At 44.8% G+C, this 20,346-nt stretch carries 14 protein-coding genes and 4 pseudogenes; 9 read left to right on the top strand and 9 right to left on the bottom strand.

Annotated elements, in window-relative coordinates; all coding sequences use genetic code 11:
- Positions 1-12 precede the first annotated feature (12 nt).
- From I6L36_RS18640 to I6L36_RS18620, 5 genes are all read right to left on the bottom strand, one after another.
- Positions 13-366: a DUF2282 domain-containing protein gene (locus I6L36_RS18640; protein ID WP_254052439.1), complete on the bottom strand. Its 354-nt coding sequence runs from the start codon at positions 364-366 to the stop codon at positions 13-15.
- 44 nt (positions 367-410) lie between these two features.
- Complete coding sequence (locus I6L36_RS18635) at positions 411-977, bottom strand: carboxymuconolactone decarboxylase family protein (RefSeq protein ID WP_109113105.1); 567 nt, start codon at positions 975-977, stop codon at positions 411-413.
- A gap of 25 nt (positions 978-1,002) precedes the next feature.
- Complete coding sequence (locus I6L36_RS18630) at positions 1,003-1,524, bottom strand: RNA polymerase sigma factor (RefSeq protein WP_109113104.1); 522 nt, start codon at positions 1,522-1,524, stop codon at positions 1,003-1,005.
- Between the two features lie 3 nt (positions 1,525-1,527).
- On the bottom strand, positions 1,528-1,737 hold the full coding sequence (locus I6L36_RS18625) for a DUF2892 domain-containing protein (protein WP_109113103.1): 210 nt from the start codon (positions 1,735-1,737) through the stop codon (positions 1,528-1,530).
- A 225-nt stretch (positions 1,738-1,962) separates the two neighbouring features.
- The gene (locus I6L36_RS18620) at positions 1,963-2,994 is read right to left on the bottom strand and encodes an IS630-like element ISAhy2 family transposase (protein ID WP_001809438.1); all 1,032 of its coding nucleotides are present in this window, start codon (positions 2,992-2,994) and stop codon (positions 1,963-1,965) included.
- Positions 2,995-4,277: 1,283 nt separating this feature from the next.
- On the opposite strand from I6L36_RS18620, the gene I6L36_RS18615 reads away from it, so the two are divergent.
- The 5 genes and pseudogenes from I6L36_RS18615 to I6L36_RS18595 form a co-directional block, all read left to right on the top strand.
- Positions 4,278-5,459, top strand: coding sequence for a cupin domain-containing protein (locus I6L36_RS18615; RefSeq protein ID WP_162540683.1), 1,182 nt, complete (start codon positions 4,278-4,280; stop codon positions 5,457-5,459).
- An 18-nt stretch (positions 5,460-5,477) separates the two neighbouring features.
- Positions 5,478-6,290 (top strand): TylF/MycF/NovP-related O-methyltransferase, encoded by an 813-nt coding sequence (locus I6L36_RS18610; protein WP_109113166.1) that lies wholly within the window; start codon positions 5,478-5,480, stop codon positions 6,288-6,290.
- Entirely contained in the window at positions 6,278-7,498 is a 1,221-nt protein-coding gene (locus I6L36_RS18605) for an MFS transporter (protein ID WP_162540684.1), read from the top strand. The genes I6L36_RS18610 and I6L36_RS18605 overlap by 13 nt, the downstream gene beginning before the upstream one ends.
- A 141-nt stretch (positions 7,499-7,639) precedes the next feature.
- Positions 7,640-8,541, top strand: a pseudogene (locus tag I6L36_RS18600) (DDE-type integrase/transposase/recombinase); the annotation flags it as partial.
- Positions 8,542-8,651: 110 nt separating this feature from the next.
- Positions 8,652-8,786 (top strand): annotated as a pseudogene (locus I6L36_RS18595) (IS481 family transposase); the annotation flags it as partial.
- A 59-nt stretch (positions 8,787-8,845) separates the two neighbouring features.
- Here I6L36_RS18595 and I6L36_RS18590 read toward each other — a convergent pair.
- A complete protein-coding gene (locus tag I6L36_RS18590) occupies positions 8,846-9,877 on the bottom strand; it encodes an IS630-like element ISAhy2 family transposase (protein WP_001809438.1) in 1,032 nt (343 codons plus the stop codon).
- Positions 9,878-10,285: 408 nt separating this feature from the next.
- Between I6L36_RS18590 and I6L36_RS18585 the strand changes: the two genes are divergently transcribed.
- Both I6L36_RS18585 and I6L36_RS22045 read left to right on the top strand, forming a co-directional pair.
- On the top strand, positions 10,286-11,119 hold the full coding sequence (locus I6L36_RS18585) for a hypothetical protein (RefSeq protein ID WP_125117149.1): 834 nt from the start codon (positions 10,286-10,288) through the stop codon (positions 11,117-11,119).
- Between the two features lie 366 nt (positions 11,120-11,485).
- Positions 11,486-11,735, top strand: a pseudogene (locus tag I6L36_RS22045) (IS481 family transposase); the annotation flags it as partial.
- Positions 11,736-11,904: 169 nt separating this feature from the next.
- On the opposite strand, the gene I6L36_RS18575 reads toward I6L36_RS22045, so the two are convergent.
- Entirely contained in the window at positions 11,905-12,735 is an 831-nt protein-coding gene (locus I6L36_RS18575) for a hypothetical protein (protein WP_216986776.1), read from the bottom strand.
- Between the two features lie 638 nt (positions 12,736-13,373).
- Here I6L36_RS18575 and I6L36_RS18570 point away from each other — a divergent pair.
- Positions 13,374-16,235, top strand: a complete 2,862-nt coding sequence (locus I6L36_RS18570) for a UvrD-helicase domain-containing protein (protein WP_216986775.1) — start codon at positions 13,374-13,376, stop codon at positions 16,233-16,235.
- A 286-nt stretch (positions 16,236-16,521) separates the two neighbouring features.
- Entirely contained in the window at positions 16,522-17,004 is a 483-nt protein-coding gene (locus I6L36_RS18565; protein ID WP_162540602.1) for a hypothetical protein, read from the top strand.
- A 90-nt stretch (positions 17,005-17,094) separates the two neighbouring features.
- Here the strand turns inward: I6L36_RS18565 and I6L36_RS18560 are convergent, their stop codons facing one another.
- A complete protein-coding gene (locus I6L36_RS18560; protein ID WP_109112731.1) occupies positions 17,095-19,041 on the bottom strand; it encodes a BRCT domain-containing protein in 1,947 nt (648 codons plus the stop codon).
- A 128-nt stretch (positions 19,042-19,169) separates the two neighbouring features.
- A pseudogene (gene ligA / locus I6L36_RS18555) lies at positions 19,170-20,315 on the bottom strand (NAD-dependent DNA ligase LigA); the annotation flags it as partial.
- Between the last annotated feature and the right edge of the window lie 31 nt (positions 20,316-20,346).

The raw sequence follows: 20,346 nt of genomic DNA, 5'->3' as shown, positions 1-20,346 counted from the left end.
GTTTGCATCCTATTAGGCGTTCTTTTCCTTGAACTCTTTCAGCTGACCAAACCCAGTCGGTGAGGTGCTGGACTCGGTTTGCTCGCAGGTTCCTTTGGGAACCATTGACCAGGCATTGCCTTGATGATCACGTACAGAGGTGCCCGCGCAGGAAGTGCCAGCGCCTGCTTTACAGTCATTCTTTCCTTTGAGAGCAACACCGTAGCATTTCTCCATGTTTGCCATCTTGCTGTCTTCGGCAGCACTGACAGGTGCGGCAGCCATAACCAGGGCGGTGCCAAAAGCGATGGCAAGGGAGGCAGAAGTGATTGTCTTTTTCATCGGAATTTCCTTTTCGTGGGTTGATAAACCAGTCAGCAACAGCATGTCAGATTATTCTTTCAGGCTTTGCTGTCCGGAATTACTAATAATTAAATCTTGTAACCAGCAAACTTATCGTCCAGTTCGGTCTTGCAAAGATGATTCGTGTAATTCGACAAGGTTTTTACCGCTGCCGCTAACACAATCTGCAACACAAGAATGTCGCTATATCCAGCGGCGAGGAAGGCATCCCCAATTTCTTGGCTAGGTTTACCATTTGTCGAAACCAGCTCCTGTGTGAAAGCATAGAGAGCCTGCAATTTAGGGTCTGGAAGTGGTTGATTAGTCCGTATCGCAGCTAATACAGGGCTTGGAACGCCAGAGACTTTATCTGCCAACATGCTATGTGCGGCAGTACAGTAGCGGCAGCCGTTATGCTGACTGATAGCCAGGAAAATAACTTCCTGTTCAACAGGTGTGAAACCTGAACGTTGGCGAAACTCGGCGTAGCCATGCAAATATGTTGATAGCACACCTGGCACATTAACCATATTTGCGTACATGTTTGGAACGAAGCCAAGCGCAGCATGTGCTGCATCGAGCATTTTCTTCTGCTCTACATCAGCATTCTCTGACGAAACTGGTTCCAACGTTTGTGTGGTGAAGTGTTGGCTCATTATATTCTCCATGACATGGTGGTCATTAACTGATGAGATATTCTCTGACGAGTTCACGTGCCCTGTGCAGTCGGCTTTTTATTGCACCTGGCTGCTCACCGAGCCGCTCAGCTATTTCTGCAATCGTGAGCTCTTCAAAATCTCGCAGCAACACGACCTCCAAGTAATGTGCGGGCAGAGACTCCAGCGCATTAGCCAGGTCGATGCGTAGCGATTCATCACTACGATTTGCCAGTTGTTGTTCTGCCACATCATCTTCTAGCGGGTCTTGCTTAAACATCATGCGCTCAAGTCGATGACATTCACGTTTAATGACCGTGAATAACCAGGAAGAGAAAGCAGCCACTGATTTGAGCCCACTGACTTTGCGGGAGATCACCATCAGGGACTCTTGAACAGCATCATCAACATCACTGGCATGACAGTGTTTGCGTGCGTAGCGCCGTGCATCTGCATGGCATACTGCCAGCAAGCGGGAGATAGCCGCATGATCTCCTGTCTGAGCAGACAGAATGAGGTTCTCTTTTTCCATCATGCCATGTGTCATGACTCAGTTCCTTTTGTCGAGTTTACGGCCAACCATGGCGCACATCGGGCAGAACCCCATCAGGCCAGTCATGGAAAGGATGCCACTCATTACTCCTGCTGCAACAGCAAGGTCAGATTTCCCCCAGCTCATCACTGCAAACACAAGCGCCATGATGCCCAGGATGATGCGTAACACTCGCTCCCAGTTTGGGACATTCTTTACATAGAACATGTCAGTCTCCTTCGATGGCAAGAGTGTTGAATCACTCTCTTGCTTGATAAGAGGGGCTGGGTGAGCAAAGCGGTTCGCAGAAAATGAAAAAAATCTGAAAAAGCCCAATTAAGCCCATTCGAGTCTATCTGTCGATTGTTGTCAATGTGTATGGAGATGGTATTCACCTGACAGTTGCCCACAAAAGTGAGTGGCGCGTCTGCTAAATAACTGATCCCAATAGTGCTACACCTTCGCTGTGCCATAGCCATTCCCCGGGAAAGGAGACACGGTATCCATGAAGTGTTTCACTCGGGCCAGCAGGTTTGCCATCCCTCTGCATTGATGATTGCGCGTGATGGTTTCATGTAACTTGTGCCATAGCCGTTCTATGTGATTAACCCAAGGGCTGTAAACTGGCTGGAACACCAGGCAGAACTTGGGATTCTTCTTCAACCATCGCTCGGTCTGTTTGCTTTTGTGAATGATGTAGTTATCGAGGATCAACGTGATGGTTTTGGCTCGTCGGTAGTGGTGGCGCAGCTTTTCCAGCATGGCAATAAACAGCGATGAGTTTTTCTTGATCCCGCTGACGTAAAGTACCCTTCCGTTGCCTGCGTGGAGAACGCCTGCCAGATAATGCTTGGCATTCTGCCCCGGTGTGACAACCCGCTTTTGCTGCGCTCTGAACATCCAGTCGGCTCCTAATTTGGGATTGAGGTCTATATCGACTTCATCCTCATAAAACACCGGATTATCGGCATCACAGCGGGCCAGCGCGGCGTCGATATTCGCCATTTTTTCCTGATAGGCTGGGTCTTTTATCCGCAAGGTCGGCACGGGCCTGCGCCAGACAATGCCCATACGAGGTAACCATCGGCGGAGCGTGGAGGCTGCCACATTGAGCCCTGTTAACCGATTGATTTTTATAGCCAATAGTTCAGTACACCAACGGCTGCGCTGATAACCAAAATCTTGCGGAGAAAACTGCATGAGCAGCACCAGTAGGGTGACAATCTTGGCGATAGGTAAGACTGGGGCACGGCCAGCCGGTAAGGCTTCTAGCGCATCTATGCCTTCATCTCGATACCACCGAAGCCAACGACCGATGGTCGAGCGCGCAGCGCCGGTAAGGTGATGAACATCGGTGATCGTGCGTCCTTCATGTAACAGCAAGATGGCCATCAAGCGACGAGCATGTCCTTTATCACGGGTGGCATGGATGATTTTGTGAATGCGGCGCCGTTGTGGTCGTGGCAGAGGTGGTAGGATAGGCATCAACTCAGTCCTTTGGGTGTGGCTTGTTTTGTTTAGCGACTAATCAGATCGCACAAACTGGACTGAGTTCCCTTCCTCCGGTGATCTACTATTCGGAACAGCTATTTAGAGCCCGCCAAGGATCTCAATTGCGTCAGCCAAGCATGCAAGCTCATTGGCTATAGCCGTCAGCAGTTCTACGAAATCCGCCGCAACTATCAGACCGATGGAGCCAAATCCAGACGGATTGCTTGGTTGCAAGAGGAGTCCTCGATTACACCCACACTAGGCAAACTTATGGCGCTTTACGGATGCGTAGGAGCTGGCTGACCATCAGGGAGGGGGCAGCCCCTACAACATGTTGAAGAGGCTCTGAAATTGATACCAAAGGAAGGGCGCACGTAAGTAGCGTGAAAAAGACTCTGGATTGAGGCTGATTCAGAGGTAACTAGATCTGCACAACCGTACAGTGCTGTCCGTCGGTTGTAAGAGTTGACGCGGTAGGCTAGTTGTTTGCGCACACAGATACGGTCACATTATGTGATGACGGGTCGCTCTAGCGTTTCACTCCTGACCTACTACTCTCAAAAGAACATGTCTTTGAGCGCCCTTGACTCTATTCTTGTCTGAGTTGAAGTCGGTCTGATATCACCACGTTCATCATAGGCTACGAGCAACAGCTTTCTGTGCCATTGCTTACCAATGCAGAGGTTACATGTAGAGCAGGAGACTGAGCATAACATAGCTTGTATGTTTGATTTATTTCCAAACAACTACAACCAAGCTCATTTACCAGATTAAAAACCACTGAGTTATCACAAGATGTGTAAAAGAAGTCTATTAATCTAATTAATAGCCAAAGTCACATTTCACATATAGATGTCAATTGATTTTTGTTACCCATATAAATAATCACTTAGGGTCAAAAAATATTTTGGCCTTAATTTTGGTAAAGAATTTGAATTTTCTATATCAAATATGCATTTTTCTCAGTCAATATCACTACTCGACTCAACATCCTACGGATTATCATTTGTTACAAATAATAAACACTTGTGCATCTTGTTGCTAACGGGTGTTTACATCTAACTTCTCGGCCATTAAATTGAAGTCGCCGTTTGGAGCCTTCGCTCCTGGTGTTCATCAACCTTCATAAGGAAATAAAAAATGACTCTGAATAAAAAGGATATTAAATTCGTTTCTGCGGCTGCACTGAAACATGTTCAGCACGTACTGTTCTGAATATGAACGTATGAAAAAGGATGGTGTGTATACACCATCCTTTTTTAATAGGGGATTATAGAATGTTGCAAAATATAATAGGGTCTATTGACCAAGAAAGTTTTTTTAATACTTACTTCGAAAAAAAACCGCTCTTCCAAAGAGCAGAGAGCAGTCTCATCAACATGTTCACCCTGGCTGACTTTGATCGCTATTTGATTGCTGGAGAGGGCATGCTTCATAACTTAGTTAGAATAACTAAGGATGGGGGGGCAATAACGATACCGACCTATCATGGTCAAGCAACAACACAACGAGAGTTCGTACTTGAAGCGTTCAAATCTGGTGCAACACTTAAGCTAGAAGATCTTGATAATCGTCACAGTGAAATCGCTAAGATCTGCAAAAGCCTTGAGGGCATTTTTGGTGGATATGTTTTCGCAAAGCCATTCCTTACTGGCGCAAACTTCCCAGGCCTTGATACGCATTTTGATACAACAGAGGTTTTTGTTGTCCAACTAGAAGGACGTAAAGTTTGGCATGTTTGGGACAAGGTGATCGATAATCCAACCCTTCCACTCCAACAGAACTTTAAAGATGTCGATCTTGGGGCTCCGTCCATTGAGGTCATTCTCGAACCTGGAGATATATTATATATTCCAGCAGGAGCGCCACATTCTGCACGATGCTTAGATAGCCACTCATTACATATGGCTATAGGTTTGCAACCAATAAAAATATTTGAAGTACTGGAAGGATACCTACGGCTAATGTCTGAGCACATAGTTGAACTCAGACAGAATATATATCCATTCACTGAACGAGATCTTCTTGATAAAAATGCAAAGCTACTTTTAGATCGATTAAAGAAAGTACCTTTTGATGTAATTAAAGCTGACTTTGATATCGCATATAGCGCAACCAAACATGAGACCTGCGATAGACGCTTGGAAACTCTTGCTGCATCACATGCGATTACTGAGTCAACAAAGCTACGGCTAAGGCAAGGTGTTGATATACAAGCTAGAACTGGTGATGGTTCTATATCAATTTATTTTAGTTCGACAATCAGCCCAGGAAAGCCGCTTGTTTCAAGGCCTTCGAATGTCTCTCTTCCTGATTATTGCCAGGGTGAAATAGATTATATTTGCTCAAGGGGATTAGTTTGCTTTACTCCAAGCCAGCTCTCTGGCGACCTAAACCTAGAGTCGAAAGTTCTGCTCTGTCAAGAGTTGGCTAATGTTGGCATTCTTATTTTAGAGTAACATTAAAGGGGCGTTCTCGTGTATCTTGATTTATTAAGTAAAGTGCTAACAAACAAAATCTATGAGCCTGATAGTCCAAAAGCAACACCTGATGAAGTGGACGAGATAAAGAAGACTCTAGACTTATTAATGAACGATGGTATCAATCTTAATATCAGCGCAGAAGACTTGACTCAAATCCTTCAGTACACCAAGAGATCTAGAAATATTCATACATACGTTAGCATCGACGCATTAAATAATATACGAGATGCCATAACAATCATAAATGAAAAAAAGATTGTTGGCGATGTATTAGATTGTGGGGTTTTGAGAGGGGGGACTTCAATCTACATGGCTGGAGTTCTGAAAAGCCTGAACTCATCTCGTAAGGTTTATGTAGCAGATTCCTTTTCAGGTCTACCAGTTCCCAGCACCCAGGATGGGATTTTTGCGAATCATTTCTGGCATCGTTTTTCTAAGGCTCTCCCGATATATAACCTGGACTGCTTAGCAAGCATTGATGATGTAAAGGAAAATTTTAATCGTTATGGATTACTCGACGATAACATAATTTTCATGCCCGGCTGGTTTGAAGATACACTACCATCATTATCAGCCGCTAATGTTAAGTTTAGTGTTGTAAGAATTGACGCGGATTGGTATAGCTCAACAAAAGACGTTCTAGATAACGTATATCACCTAATATCCGATGGCGGATTCATCATCATTGATGATTATAATCTTCCAGGATGTAAGCTAGCGGTTGATGAATTTAGAGAAAAAAATGGAATTTCAAAACCACTTCAAATTGCAGATGAAGTTGCAGGAGTATTCTTTTGGATAAAATAACTCATTCATTTACAAACCGTCTCAAGCTACTTTTACTGGGTGATGGGTTGGTCGTGTTCGGGGGATGGATTGACTATATAGCCATACTGACAATATGTGTGTATCGATTTCAAGTTGATAGCATGGAGATAGCAATTATCGGCGCAAGTATGCTATTGCCAGGTATCATATTTACCGGATTTATTAGTAATTTGGTTAATGGCTGTAAAGTTCTTCATTGGCTACGTACAAGTCTTATACTAAGAGCGTTGCTGACCGTTGCACTATTAACTGCAAGCAACGTATATATTTTTGTGGCAATCGCTGTAATTAGATCTCTATTTAATAGCATAGCCACACCAGCTATATCAGTTATCAGTGCTCGTTGTGTACCAGCGGAAAATAGAACTCGCTACTATTCTTTGCTAAATATGATGAATAGTGCAGCAAAGATAACTGGCCCTGCACTTGGTGGAGCAATCGCGTCATTCGGGAGGGATGAATATGCATTGGTGATTTCAGGTGGATTAACGCTGGCTGGTTGCTTTGTGTTCTGGACAATAAAGACTACAACAGTTAAAGATGGGCTGGACAATTCACCAAGCTCAAAGCCATCAACATTGAGTAATGAAAGTTGGAATTCATACGCCATAGTAATGGCAATATTTTTTATCGCCGTTTTCATGGTCAACAATCAACTCCCAATTTTACTTAGAGATAACGGGTTAGATAAAAGTGCCCTTGGTGTATTAGTATCTTCATCTGCTATAGGAAACTTTCTGTATGGCTTGTGGAGTGCTCGTAATGCTACGTCTGCTTCTCTTAAAGGACTAATTGAGGAGATCTTGTTCCCTGCCTTTATTACTATGTGTATGTTTATTTTGATCGCCCCCATATTATATGAACCTTTTACATTACAATTGGCATCATTGGCTATAATATTTTTTGTTGTAGGGCTTTTCAGTTCTAGATTTGCGATCTCATCAAATGTATACCTGGCTGAAAACTTTCAAGCTAGCCTTGGGATTGCAGCTGGACGACTGCAAGCAATCCAGAACAGCGCTATGCTTCTAGCGCCATTCATAGGAGCATTTGTTCTTAGCCATTCATCTGGAGCTTTTTTATTTGTACTGGCAGGTGCTACGGGTATCACAGGGTTATTTTCTGTGTATATGATAACTGCAAGAAAAGGCGTTAAACAGACGTTGGATGCAAAGAGCCCAGAGTAGGTGCTAAGAGGTGATATGCGTTGTTAGGAAACATGTATGGAGATAGTATTCACCTGACGCTTGTCCACAAAAGGGAGTGGTCATACGGCTTCAAACCGGATAATAAAACGGTCCCTCTACCGTGTTATCTGGAGTCACCGTATGACCACCAACGAGAAAGTAGCACGTCGCAAACTCAGCCTGTTAGAACTCGCCAAAGAGCTCAATAACGTCAGCAAAGCCTACAAGCTCATCAGCTACAGCCGTCAGCAGTTCTACGAAAATCGCCGTAATTACCAGACCTATGGCGCCGAGGGATTGCTCGACAAATTGCCCGGCTGTAAAGGGGCTCATCCCAATCGGGTCGCTCCCGAGATTGAACAGGCCATCCTCGATTATTCCCTCTCCAGACCAACTCATGGCCCGCTGCGGGTCGCTCAAGAACTGGCTCTGCAAGGGATCAATGTCAGTGCGGGCGGTGTGCGTGGCGTGTGGCAACGGCACGACTTGCTCTCCAAACACGACAGCTTGCTGCGCCTTGAGAAAACTCACCGTGAGCAGACCATTGAGCTCAATGACGAGTAGATTCGCCTGCTCGAACGCTTCAGCCCCGAGTTTCGCGAACGCCAGATTGAGGTTCACTACACCGGAGAACTGGTGGCGGTCGACACCTTCTTCGTCGGCGCGCTCAAGGGGGTTGGCAAGGTGTATCTGCAAACCGTGCTGGACTGCTATAGCCGCCACGCCTGGGGACGGCTCTACACCAGCAAGCTGCCGGTGACCTCGGTTCATGTGCTCAATGAAACGGTGCTGCCGTTTTTCGAGGCCCACGAGGCACGGGTCTATACCATCCTGTCGGATAACGGGCGCGAGTTCGCCCAGACCATCATCCCTACGAGCTGTTCCTGCAACTGGAGGGGATTGAGCACCGGACAACCAAGGCACGCAGGCCGCAGAGCAACGGCTTTATCGAGCGACTGCATCGCACACTACTGGATGAACACTTCCGCATCAAAGGGAGGACGACCTGGTATGAGTCGGTGGAGCAGATGCAGACAGACCTAGGGAAAGTGCGAACAAGTATCCCACGAACAAAAAATGAAAATTTTAGTCATTTAATATCAATGGGTTACCAGTAAATGCTCTCGTGCCATATGACTTATTCGCACCTTCCCTAGATAGCTACCTGGAACACTACAACACCCAGCGGCCACATCAGGGCAGGATGATGGAGGGACAAATCCCCTACAGCATGTTCAAGAAGGGTCTGAAATTGATACCGAAGGAAGTGCGATCTAAAGTAGCGTAAACAAGACACCGGTTTGAGGCCGGTGTCAGGTGATAACTAAATAACTGATCCCAATAGTGCTACACCTTCGCTGTGCCATAGCCATTCCCCGGGAAAGGAGACACGGTATCCATGAAGTGTTTCACTCGGGCCAGCAGGTTTGCCATCCCTCTGCATTGATGATTGCGCGTGATGGTTTCATGTAACTTGTGCCATAGCCGTTCTATGTGATTAACCCAAGGGCTGTAAACTGGCTGGAACACCAGGCAGAACTTGGGATTCTTCTTCAACCATCGCTCGGTCTGTTTGCTTTTGTGAATGATGTAGTTATCGAGGATCAACGTGATGGTTTTGGCTCGTCGGTAGTGGTGGCGCAGCTTTTCCAGCATGGCAATAAACAGCGATGAGTTTTTCTTGATCCCGCTGACGTAAAGTACCCTTCCGTTGCCTGCGTGGAGAACGCCTGCCAGATAATGCTTGGCATTCTGCCCCGGTGTGACAACCCGCTTTTGCTGCGCTCTGAACATCCAGTCGGCTCCTAATTTGGGATTGAGGTCTATATCGACTTCATCCTCATAAAACACCGGATTATCGGCATCACAGCGGGCCAGCGCGGCGTCGATATTCGCCATTTTTTCCTGATAGGCTGGGTCTTTTATCCGCAAGGTCGGCACGGGCCTGCGCCAGACAATGCCCATACGAGGTAACCATCGGCGGAGCGTGGAGGCTGCCACATTGAGCCCTGTTAACCGATTGATTTTTATAGCCAATAGTTCAGTACACCAACGGCTGCGCTGATAACCAAAATCTTGCGGAGAAAACTGCATGAGCAGCACCAGTAGGGTGACAATCTTGGCGATAGGTAAGACTGGGGCACGGCCAGCCGGTAAGGCTTCTAGCGCATCTATGCCTTCATCTCGATACCACCGAAGCCAACGACCGATGGTCGAGCGCGCAGCGCCGGTAAGGTGATGAACATCGGTGATCGTGCGTCCTTCATGTAACAGCAAGATGGCCATCAAGCGACGAGCATGTCCTTTATCACGGGTGGCATGGATGATTTTGTGAATGCGGCGCCGTTGTGGTCGTGGCAGAGGTGGTAGGATAGGCATCAACTCAGTCCTTTGGGTGTGGCTTGTTTTGTTTAGCGACTAATCAGATCGCACAAACTGGACTGAGTTCCCTTCCTCCGGTGATCTACTATTCGGAACAGCTATTTAGATCTGTACAGTCATGATTTGCTGGCTGATTTGGGAAATAACGCTTGCCAACGCTGCTATGTACGAGATGAGGTTGAGTAGGCTAAGAAGGTTAGTTAGAGCCAGTTGTGGTGCTTTAAGAGGAGGGCACCCCAATATCAATCACTAATTAATGGCTCTTTGAGAGTATTTTATTACATGCTATTTGTTCTTCATGAAATTTTACCCCCAATTATATCCTTGTTATTGCGTTTCCCGATTCTTGATTGTAGTTTATTTTCCGATTGAAACCATGGAAGCAAATAAAATAAGGAAATATAAATGAAAAAGTGGTTGTTAGTAGTGGCTATGCTAATAGCATCAACGAGCGCAAATGCCTTAGAGTTTCGAACAGTCTGTAATACATGTGCGACTGATGGAAACTTTCTTGCTGCTGCAAAAAAAGAAGTTGGTAATTTTAATGGTTCTCACACGGTTTATGTTATTAACTTTGAAACAAGTGTTGCAAAGAAATATTCAGTTTACCAAAGTGTGAGATACAATAAGATTGGTGATCCAATTTACTCTCTTGCATATGATGCCATTCCACTTGACGCACCAATGGCGTCTAACATGGTAGTACAGAAACGGTTAAAGAATGACTATCAAAAATTCATTGACACATCGATTTCAATACCTGCTGAAATTGCTCCAAGTGCATATTCCCTCGTTGCAAGACCATATTTGGAGAGCCAGGTTTCACAATATTACTTCACAACGTCCAGCTATGGACAGAATGCTGTTGATTATTTGTCGCTAATTATAAATATAGCAGGGAAATTACATGGCGTGCGTTTGAACGCAACAGTTAAGTTCTCCGACGGTACAATTGCAAACTTCCGAATATCCGGTCTTAATCATATCGGTGAGTTAACCTTCGATCTAACTGATTCACGTGACAAGGATGGTAATAAATTACCTCTAGATAAAACGTATCTTAACAACGAATATAAATTCTCTGGTGATCCAGGTACGTTCCAAGAGTTCATTAAAGCATTGGATAGACTTAATGTTCCCGTTTCGTTTGGAGGGGGAAGCAACATCGGCCCAGGCGGTTCATCTTCTCCACTCAAATGTGGATTTGAGGGCAAAGTGTATAAATGCTATTTTGGATGAGGTGAAGAGATGGATATTAACAATAACATTTACTTTGCAGTTGCTACGCTGATTGGATTGATAACCAGCATTATATTGTTTATCTATAAGAAAGAAAAAAAGATAGCTTTTGCTAACTTCATTCTCTGTGTGTTGTTTTCTCCAGTTGCATGGGCCTTCACCGTTTATGCGTTTTTAAGAAAAGAAAAATCTAAACACTAAGAACAGATTTTTATTTAAAAAACATTGTCATATAAAAATTTTAATCCAAGCCCTGGCATGCTCTCTGGTCAGGGTTTTTTCTCTTTTTTGTTTGGAGATAGTATTCACCTGACAACAGCCTACAAAAGGGAGTAATCATCCGTCTTCAAAACGGATAATGAAGCCATATGTCACCCCAGCGAGGAAGTCGCATGTCGTAGACTCAGCCAGCTAGACCCCACCAAAGAGCTCAATAACGTCAGCAAAGCCTTCAATTTCATCGGCCATAGCAGCCAGCAGTTCTACGAAATCAGCCACAATTATCAGACCTATGGAGCCAATGGTTGGCTCTAAAATTTTCTTGGTTAAAAAAGAGCACGATCGCGCCCTCGCCAAGCCAAATCATGGCCCTTTAATGGGAGCACAAGAATGGGCTGGCAATCAGAGAAGGGTGATGGAGGGGCAGACCCCCAACAGCATGTTCAAGAAGGGTTTGAAATTGATATCGAAGAATTGTGTACTAAAGTACCGTAAACAAGACACCGGTTTGATGGCCGGTGTCTGATGATAACTAGAGCTGTACAGTCTCTCTATTACATGAAGTCTTATTCCCTCAAGTCAGAGAACTGCTTGTTAACTACATCCTCGAACTGCTTTAGTGTCTTTTGATACTCCCTTAGTTCACGTGGAACAAGTGCATCAACAGTTTTAAGCAGCTGCTCAACATGACTAGGCAGCTTAGGCATCGCTGCACCTCTAATCAGCTGCTCAACATGATCAGGCAGCTTAGGTATTGCCGCATCTCTAATCAGCTGCTCAATATTATCAGGCAGCTTAGGCATCGTTGCACCTCTAATCAGCTGCTCAACATGATCAGGCAGCTTAGGCATTGCCGCATCTCTAATCAGCTGCTCAATATTATCAGGCAGCTTAGGCATCGCTGCACTTCTAATCAGCTGCTTAACATGATCAGGCAGCTGAGGCATTGCCGCATCTCTAATCAGCGGCTCAATATTATCAGGCAGCTTAGGTATCGCTGCACCTCTAATCAGCTGCTCAATATTTTCAGGCAGCTGAGGTATTGCAGCATCTCTAATCAGCTGCTCAATATTATCAGGCAGCTTAGGCATTGCAGCACTTCTAATCAGCTGCTCAACATGATCAGGCAGATTAGGCATTGCTACATCAATCTTCTCAAACAGTTTTTCCAATTTCTCAGGTAGTTTAGATGATATTACCGCAGAGGGCTGAGGCTTATTATTAAGCTGCTGCATGGCATTGTGCCACCCACCAGAAATCCCATTGAGCTCAGCAATGATGTCTAACGCTTGGGCTAGCTTTATTCCCTTTTCCTTGACGAGTTTTTTGGCTTTTTTGCGGCAAAATTCGACGGTATTACCAGAAGGGAATTTGATGTGATCGTTTTGGTGTTTCATGATACGCCTGTCCTTCATCAATTTAGATGCGCTAGCCGACATACGCCCTATAGAAGAATAGGGTTAATTGAATTTTCTTTCACTCTGCTGGTCACACACCTTCGCCTAGGTCGGCTAACTGGGTGCAGAAGTACCCATGACATTATCATGCCATGAACGAAGAGGACTCATCAAGATCTTTTCTATTGGCTTTATCAGTTAGCTCTCTCTGGAATCGTAGTATCTTCAACGATGATGCTGACCGTACTCTCCCGCTTGTCGCCAACGTAGCCGTATGGAGCGATACATTGTTGCCAGCCCTATGAGACTTGTATGCTATGCCACACGCCACACGCCACACACCACACACCACACACCACACACCACACACCACACACCACACACCACACACCACACACCACACACCACACACCACACACCACAAGAGTCAAACAACACCCAGTGTGCTGTCAGTTGGTTTTACGTACCCAAAGCACAACTTAGATGTAGCTCAGTGTGATCGCCCTCTCATCTAGTTTTCTCTGCTCACAGGTTTGTGACCAAACCACTCATGTAATCTGTTACGATATCACTCATTTGGCACCACAACTTGTGGGCAAGTAAATAAGTCGCATGACGCATTAATTAGAGAGTTGTTAATGAATGATTCCATAGCCAAGCTCTCATTTAACTTCATTGGGAAAATCCTTGGCTCAGATACTATTGTTGTGCAGGGAGATAATTTAGTATCCTCAAAAAAAAATACTATTTTAGAAAATGACTCTGCATCCGATTTCAGGAGTTTTGCAACTTTTGAACGAAAACTCCTAGGCGGAATACTTACCTACAAAATTGGAAGTAAGACTAAGAAACACAAATTTATTAGATGCGCTGATTCAGATAGCTTCGTTGAGTCGCTAAATACTTTAATAGCAAAACACATTACAACAACAATAGAGCAGAAAGTTACTGAGTTTAATAGTCTTGCTTTTGACGAGTACCCAAGAGATTCTTGGGTGATCAATCTTGCTCAGATATGTATGTCATTGAGCCGCGACTATGAGGCCCAGAGCGAACAATGGGAAAGATATTTAAATCCTGAACTAATAGAGAAGGTAAAAAACCTAATATCATACCATCCTCTTAATATTGACTACATACGCGAGCAGCACGAAGAGTATCAACTTATAAAAAGAAAAGAGTTCTTTGATGTAGTAGAATCAAATCCATTAACTAATGAACAGCGTTTAGGCGTATTACGTTCAAATGATAGGAATATGGTACTTGCAGCAGCTGGTACTGGAAAAACATCCGTCATGGTTGCTAAGACCCTCGATTTGATAGACCGAGGATTAGCGAAGCCATCGGAGATCTTGGTTCTTGCATATAATAAGACTGCTGCGGGCGAACTAAGTGAACGCCTCGAAGATAAAGCTAAGAAGTCTAATATTGAGCTAGAATCGACTCCAGAGATTGCTACTTTCCATGCGTTAGGCAGGATGATTCTACGTAATTCAAACGTTGATACCAACATATCTATTTTTACTGAGGATGACGTAAAGCTAAAACTATGGGTCACCTCATGGCTTGAAGAATATTTATCATCAGATATCGATAGAATTTATGACTTTATAAACATGTTCCCAGAACCCGTTAACCCTTTTGATTTTAAGTCAAAATCAGAATATGAAGCGTATATCAGGGACAACGAATTTAGAACCCTCAATAGTGATCTCGTTAAGGGCTATCAGGAACTCCTTATAGCAAATTTCCTCTATGAGAATGGTGTTGAGTATAAGTATGAGTCTCCATATGTGACCAAACGGCGTATTGATATTGGTTTTGACTATCGCCCAGACTTTAAAATCATAGAACCTGAACTTTATATTGAGCATTTTGGTATAGACCGTCATGGAAGAACCAGGCCAGATATAGATCGTGTTTCTTATAATCAGTCCATTAATAATAAAAGAATGCTTCATAATGAATGTGAAACTGTTTTAATTGAGACATTCCATTATGAATGGATAGAGGGTGTTTTACTGGAAAACCTCAAGAAAGAGCTGTTAGATAATGGTGTCATTCTTAATCCATTATCTCCTGATGAATTGTTCAGCAAGCTGCGTGATATGGGTCATATCACAGGCTGGGGTGAACTTTTGACAAAAGCCCTCCAATCAATTCGAGTTGAACGCCTAACGAAAGAGTCCATACAGAGTAGGTTCGATGCTACTGGTGTGCATCATTCCAAGAAGCTCTCAGAAATTTTGGATTTGCTTCATCATGCATATATCAGTGAGCTCAGAGAACAGAATGCAATTGACTTTGATGACATGATAATCAGAGCGATTCAGGAGGTGAATGCTGGAAAATATATTCCTGAATGGCGATACATACTGGTTGATGAGTTCCAGGATATATCAACAGCTCGAATGGAGTTCATTCAGACCATCATTAATAATGGGCCACAGCCATCACTAACTGTCGTTGGTGATGATTGGCAGTCAATTTATCGATTTAATGGTGGAAAGTTAGAGCTAACAACTCGCTTTGGTGAAATCGTTGGTAGCTACACGCTTACTAAACTACAAAAGACCTTCCGCTATAACAATAGCATTGCCGATACTGCTGGTCAGTTCATTATGGAAAATCCTGAACAGTATAAAAAGTATATAGAAACGCATACTGTGGTTGAAGATTCACAGATTTATCTGCTTGATGACAAATCCCCAGAAAAAGGAGGTTTGAATAAAAGAGTCGCTGAGGTTGTTCAAAAGATTAGAGAGAATGATGCGACTGGAAGCATTGCAGTTATTGCTCGTTATAACTATCTTTTAAATGAGGCTAAGAGTGCATTAAAACAGACTAATAGTTTGCGCAATGTTAACTTCTGGAGCTTTCATAAATCTAAGGGGTTAGAGGCAGACTATGTAATTTTAATCGGCTTCTTTCAAGGAAAGATGGGATTCCCTAATGAAAATAAAGACAACCTTATAGTTGAATCCCTGCTGCCATCTCTAGACCCATATCCTCATTCTGAGGAAAGGCGTCTCCTGTATGTAGGCATTACCCGAGCAAGGAAGAAAGTCTACATTATTGCCAATCCTACAGCACCATCCGATTTTGTGACGGAGTTACTCTCGCCAAAATACAAGATAAATGTTGTTTCAAAAGCATTCAGTGAGGAATCAAAAAAAAGGTTCAAGTGCCCATACTGTACAGATGGCTATCTAAGGTTGGTCAAGGGGCCGTATAGTGATTTCTATGCTTGTAGCACAGGTTTTGGCTGTCCTGTAGGAAAGGCTAGAGTGTGTGAGAAATGCCACTCACCCTCAATTGACACGAGGAATGAGAGTGTTTGCAATAATTCTCTTTGTGGTTGCAAAATTAAAATATGCCCTGAGTGCGGACGACCAATGAAAATCCGTAATGGTCAGTATGGTGACTTTTGGGGATGTACTGGTTATGGGATTAAGGATGACCAGTGCAAGGTTACCATCAAGGTCAAGGCAGGCTTATGATAACTAATTACGTGAGTTAAGGTAGGGGAACATATGGATACATATTCCGAAATCATAAATGAATTCAATAGTACGTTTTCTACCAATGCTAGCCTGTGTGAAGATTTAAAGGTTGGGTGGGATCTGGGAGATTGCAGGTCTTTTGCTTTATACCAGTTAGTAGAAGACCAACGTAGCGCCCCCTTTGGTACGGTTCTATACCACCATATTGGCAGCTACAACACTGGTGAGGTATATGAGGCAGAGGGGACAACAGGCTTCAGGCTCAGCTCACGGCTCGATAGTATTGAAAAAATTTTTCCCTTTGTCTTCAAACGAGGCGACTCGTAGATTAGATATTGGGTATCGGTCACCCTGGCTTGGCGGTAGTTGTGCATTTTCCTCTATTCAGTTTAAGCGGTGGTGGGTTGATTCATTTAAAACATTGTGTGCAAATGCTCCTGCCCAGGCTGAGCTGGTTAACTCATTCTTGACGCGAGAGATAGAGGTTCTTGCCGAGGCAGCCAGGAATAAAGGCCATAGAAGCGGCTGGGTTTACAATAGGTTCATTGATAAAATTGAGTATCTCTCGATGCGAGTGAATCATGAATTTCTTGATTCAACACAATATTTATTTAAGCCTGTGCTGTTTTTTAATGAGTTTTCTCATAACTTGGTTAGTTTGAACGAGCAGGAGAAGACAGAAATGAGAAGTGAAATTGCAAGAGCCATCTGCTTTGATGAACCCTTTAGAAAAGGTTTTGATGATAGCCGCCATATCTCACATTAATGGGAATGTTTCACATCAAAAAGTTTTATAATCTGGTGCAGGATTTATTACTTCTGCACCAGATTATAAGTAGTTTTAACACCCCAAAACTTAACTAATTAAATCTAGATACTCATCTTCTGTGATAACTTTAACGCCTTTCTCTTTTGCACTATTTATCTTTGTTTCACCGACCTTTGTTCCCGTAACAAGGTACGTAGTCTGACCTGTTACTGATTTTGCAACTTTAGCACCTAAAGCCTTTGCCTGTTTTTCCATGTCGGAGCGAGTGCCTTTAATCATAGTGCCAGTGAAAACGATAGTGGCCCCAGCAATAGGAGTGGAAATCTGGCTATCATCGGATGCTTTGGGAGTAATACTCAAGTTGAAACCGAGTGAGTAGACCTTAAAGAACTCATCTTTAATGCTAGCCAACCCTTCCAAAATCGCTTCTGAACTCTGTTGTGCAAAACCATCAAGCTTACCGATATCCTCGGCAGACAGATCAAATATTTCTGTCAGAGAATAATGACGAAGAAGTTTCTCACAATTACCACCACCCAGGCGACTTACACCAAAAGCCGATAGAAAGCGCCAATCCTCAATTTCTACATTACGACTGAGCTGGAGCTGTTCAAATAAATTTTTTGCTGTTTTTTCTGCAAAGCCATAGCCAGAAAAATGATGTGCTTTAAGCTCATATATTTCATGTATGTGCTTAATTCCTTTATTGGTAAACTTCTCTATAACCTTCGGCCCAAACCCATCATTGTTACCTAATGTTTTAAAGAAATGAATCAATGTATTCTCAGTCTGAGCAGGACAGTCACTTTTGTTTTGACAAATTAAGTGATCTGCTTCCCAAACTAGATGAGACTGGCAACTTGGACAGTTTGTTGGGATTTGTGGTTCAACCCGCTTAATTACTTTTTCAATTTTAGGGATAACCAAGCCACTCCGAACGACCTGAACAATAGCTCCTTTGCCAATACCATTCGTTTTGACCATATTGTAATGATGAACTGTCACTCTACTAATCGTGGCACCACTAATCTTAGTTGGCACCAACTCTGCAACTGGTGAAACTCTTCCAGTTCTTGACGTTTGAGGCGTAACCTCAAGAACCTCCACATCTGCGGACTCAGCATTTACTTTGAATGCAATCTGCCACCGATGAAATTTCCGCGTAGCGCCCATGTTTTCTTTAATTCTGGGATCTACTGCTTCCAGGATCACTCCGTCTACATCATAATCAACCGCATTCCAAATGCTATCAATAATGTCCTCGAAGTCAGTCATCAACTGCTCATAATGCCCAGTCCAATTTTTAAGTAGGACAAATGGGTAAAAAACACATGCCCCATCATTGATTGCCTGCTGAACCAATGGATCTACATTCTTTTCAGCAATTATTGCGGCTTGAATATTGCGTGAGTTTTCGAAGTGCTGGCTTAGATTCTCTTCAAAATATTTTTTATCGATAACGATTTCTCCAGCACCAAGCCCTCGTGCACCGCTCTGTGCAACTTGAAGCCCTCGCTCAAATGCTCTTGAGATATCCTGACCTTTAACGCCATCACCACGAGTATACAAACGCTCACCATCATCGTAGGCTGCATAGCCATCTAACTTTGGTGTAACGCGTACACTTATACTTTTTGCATCTATATTTAATTCATTTGCAGAATTAATAATTCTCTCAAGCCATTTTTGAATCTCTTCTTTGGAATATGCTTTATCTGTTGATAACATTTTCTGAGGTAATGGTACAGTTTTCCCCAGATGAAGCACTTCTGGCTCTACAGAATTAACAAATGAACTAGCTGGTTCTTTTTCAGAAAACTGGTTATAGAATACATCATATTCTGAGTCATCAATAACAGGGAAGCCTGCTCGGTAGCAAGCATTAGCAACCTCTAGAAATATCTCTTGCTCATCATTATCAAGTTCATTGAAAGAGTTATTAATAATTGCCTGTTCAATTTTTTTTGTGTTTATTTGTTTGTCTAATTTATTAATTGCAGAAAGCTGTATTTCGTTAAATTTGAATTCATTCATATTTTGATACCAAAAATTTATTATGTGCCTCTAAATGCAACTCTTGCTCTCAAGAGTGGAGACTATGAAGACTAGACCAGTGTAGCGTGGTGCTGTCTATGTGAAACATCGGCTACGAAGGTGACACCCACGTCCCCCGCCCGGCGCACGATCACGGTGTCGCCGATCATCACGCCGAGCCGTTCAATCTCGTCGGCATTGTGCAGGGTGGCATTGGAGACGGTGACGCCGCCGACGAACACGGGTTTGAGCTTGGCCACCGGGGTCACGGCGCCGGTGCGGCCCACCTGGAACTCGACGTTCTCGAGCAGGGTCATCTCCTCCTGTGCCGGGAACTTGTGGGCGGTGGCCCAGCGCGGGGCCCGCGCCACGAAGCCGAGCTCCTGTTGCAGCGCGATGTCGTCGACCTTGTAGACCACGCCATCGATCTCGTAAGGGAGATCCCCACGGCGGGCCAGGATGTCGTCGTGGAACGCCTGGCAACCGGCGGCCCCCTCCTTGAGCTTCACTTCCGGGCTGAGCGGCAGACCCCAGGCCTTGAGCTGATTGAGGCGACCGAAGTGGGACTCCCCCAGCTCGTCGCCACCGACTCCCACGCCGTAGGCATAGAAGCTGAGGGGGCGGCTGGCGGTGATGCGTGAATCGAGCTGGCGTAGGCTGCCGGCAGCGGCGTTGCGCGGGTTGACGAACACCTTCTCCCCCGCCGCCAGCGCATCGCGGTTCATCGCCTCGAACCCCGCCTTGGGCATGAAGACCTCCCCACGCACCTCCAGCCGCGCAGGCCACCCCTGGCCGCGCAGGGTCAGGGGAATGGCCTTGATGGTGCGCACGTTCTCCGTGATCTCCTCCCCCGTGGTGCCGTCCCCGCGAGTGGCGGCCTGTACCAGCTGGCCAGCCACGTAGAGCAGGCTCACCGCCAGACCGTCGAGCTTGGGTTCGCAACAGAAGGTGAAATTCACCTCCCGCTTGAGGCGATCACTAATGCGTTGCTCGAACGCCTGCAACTCCTCGCTGCTGAAGACGTTGTCCAGACTCAGCATGGGGATCTCGTGGCGTACCTGCTTGAAGGCGGTCAGCGGCTGGCCCCCCACCCTCACGCTCGGCGAGGCCGGGGTTTTGAGCTCTGGATGCTCGGCCTCCAGCGCGATCAGCTCGCGCATCAGGCGATCGTATTCGGCGTCCGGCACCGTGGGGTTGTCCAGCACATAGTACTGATGGCCGTACTCGGTCAGCAGCTCACACAGTTGACGGTGGCGGGAGAGGATATCGCTCATGAAAAAGTCTCGAAGTGTGATGGAACATTCA

Source organism: Aeromonas sp. FDAARGOS 1406, assembly GCF_019048565.1.
GTDB classification, from domain to species: Bacteria; Pseudomonadota; Gammaproteobacteria; order Enterobacterales; family Aeromonadaceae; genus Aeromonas; species Aeromonas caviae.
The sequence above is the reverse complement of the archived record's forward strand: the minus strand, read 5'-3'. Positions and strand labels throughout refer to the sequence as shown.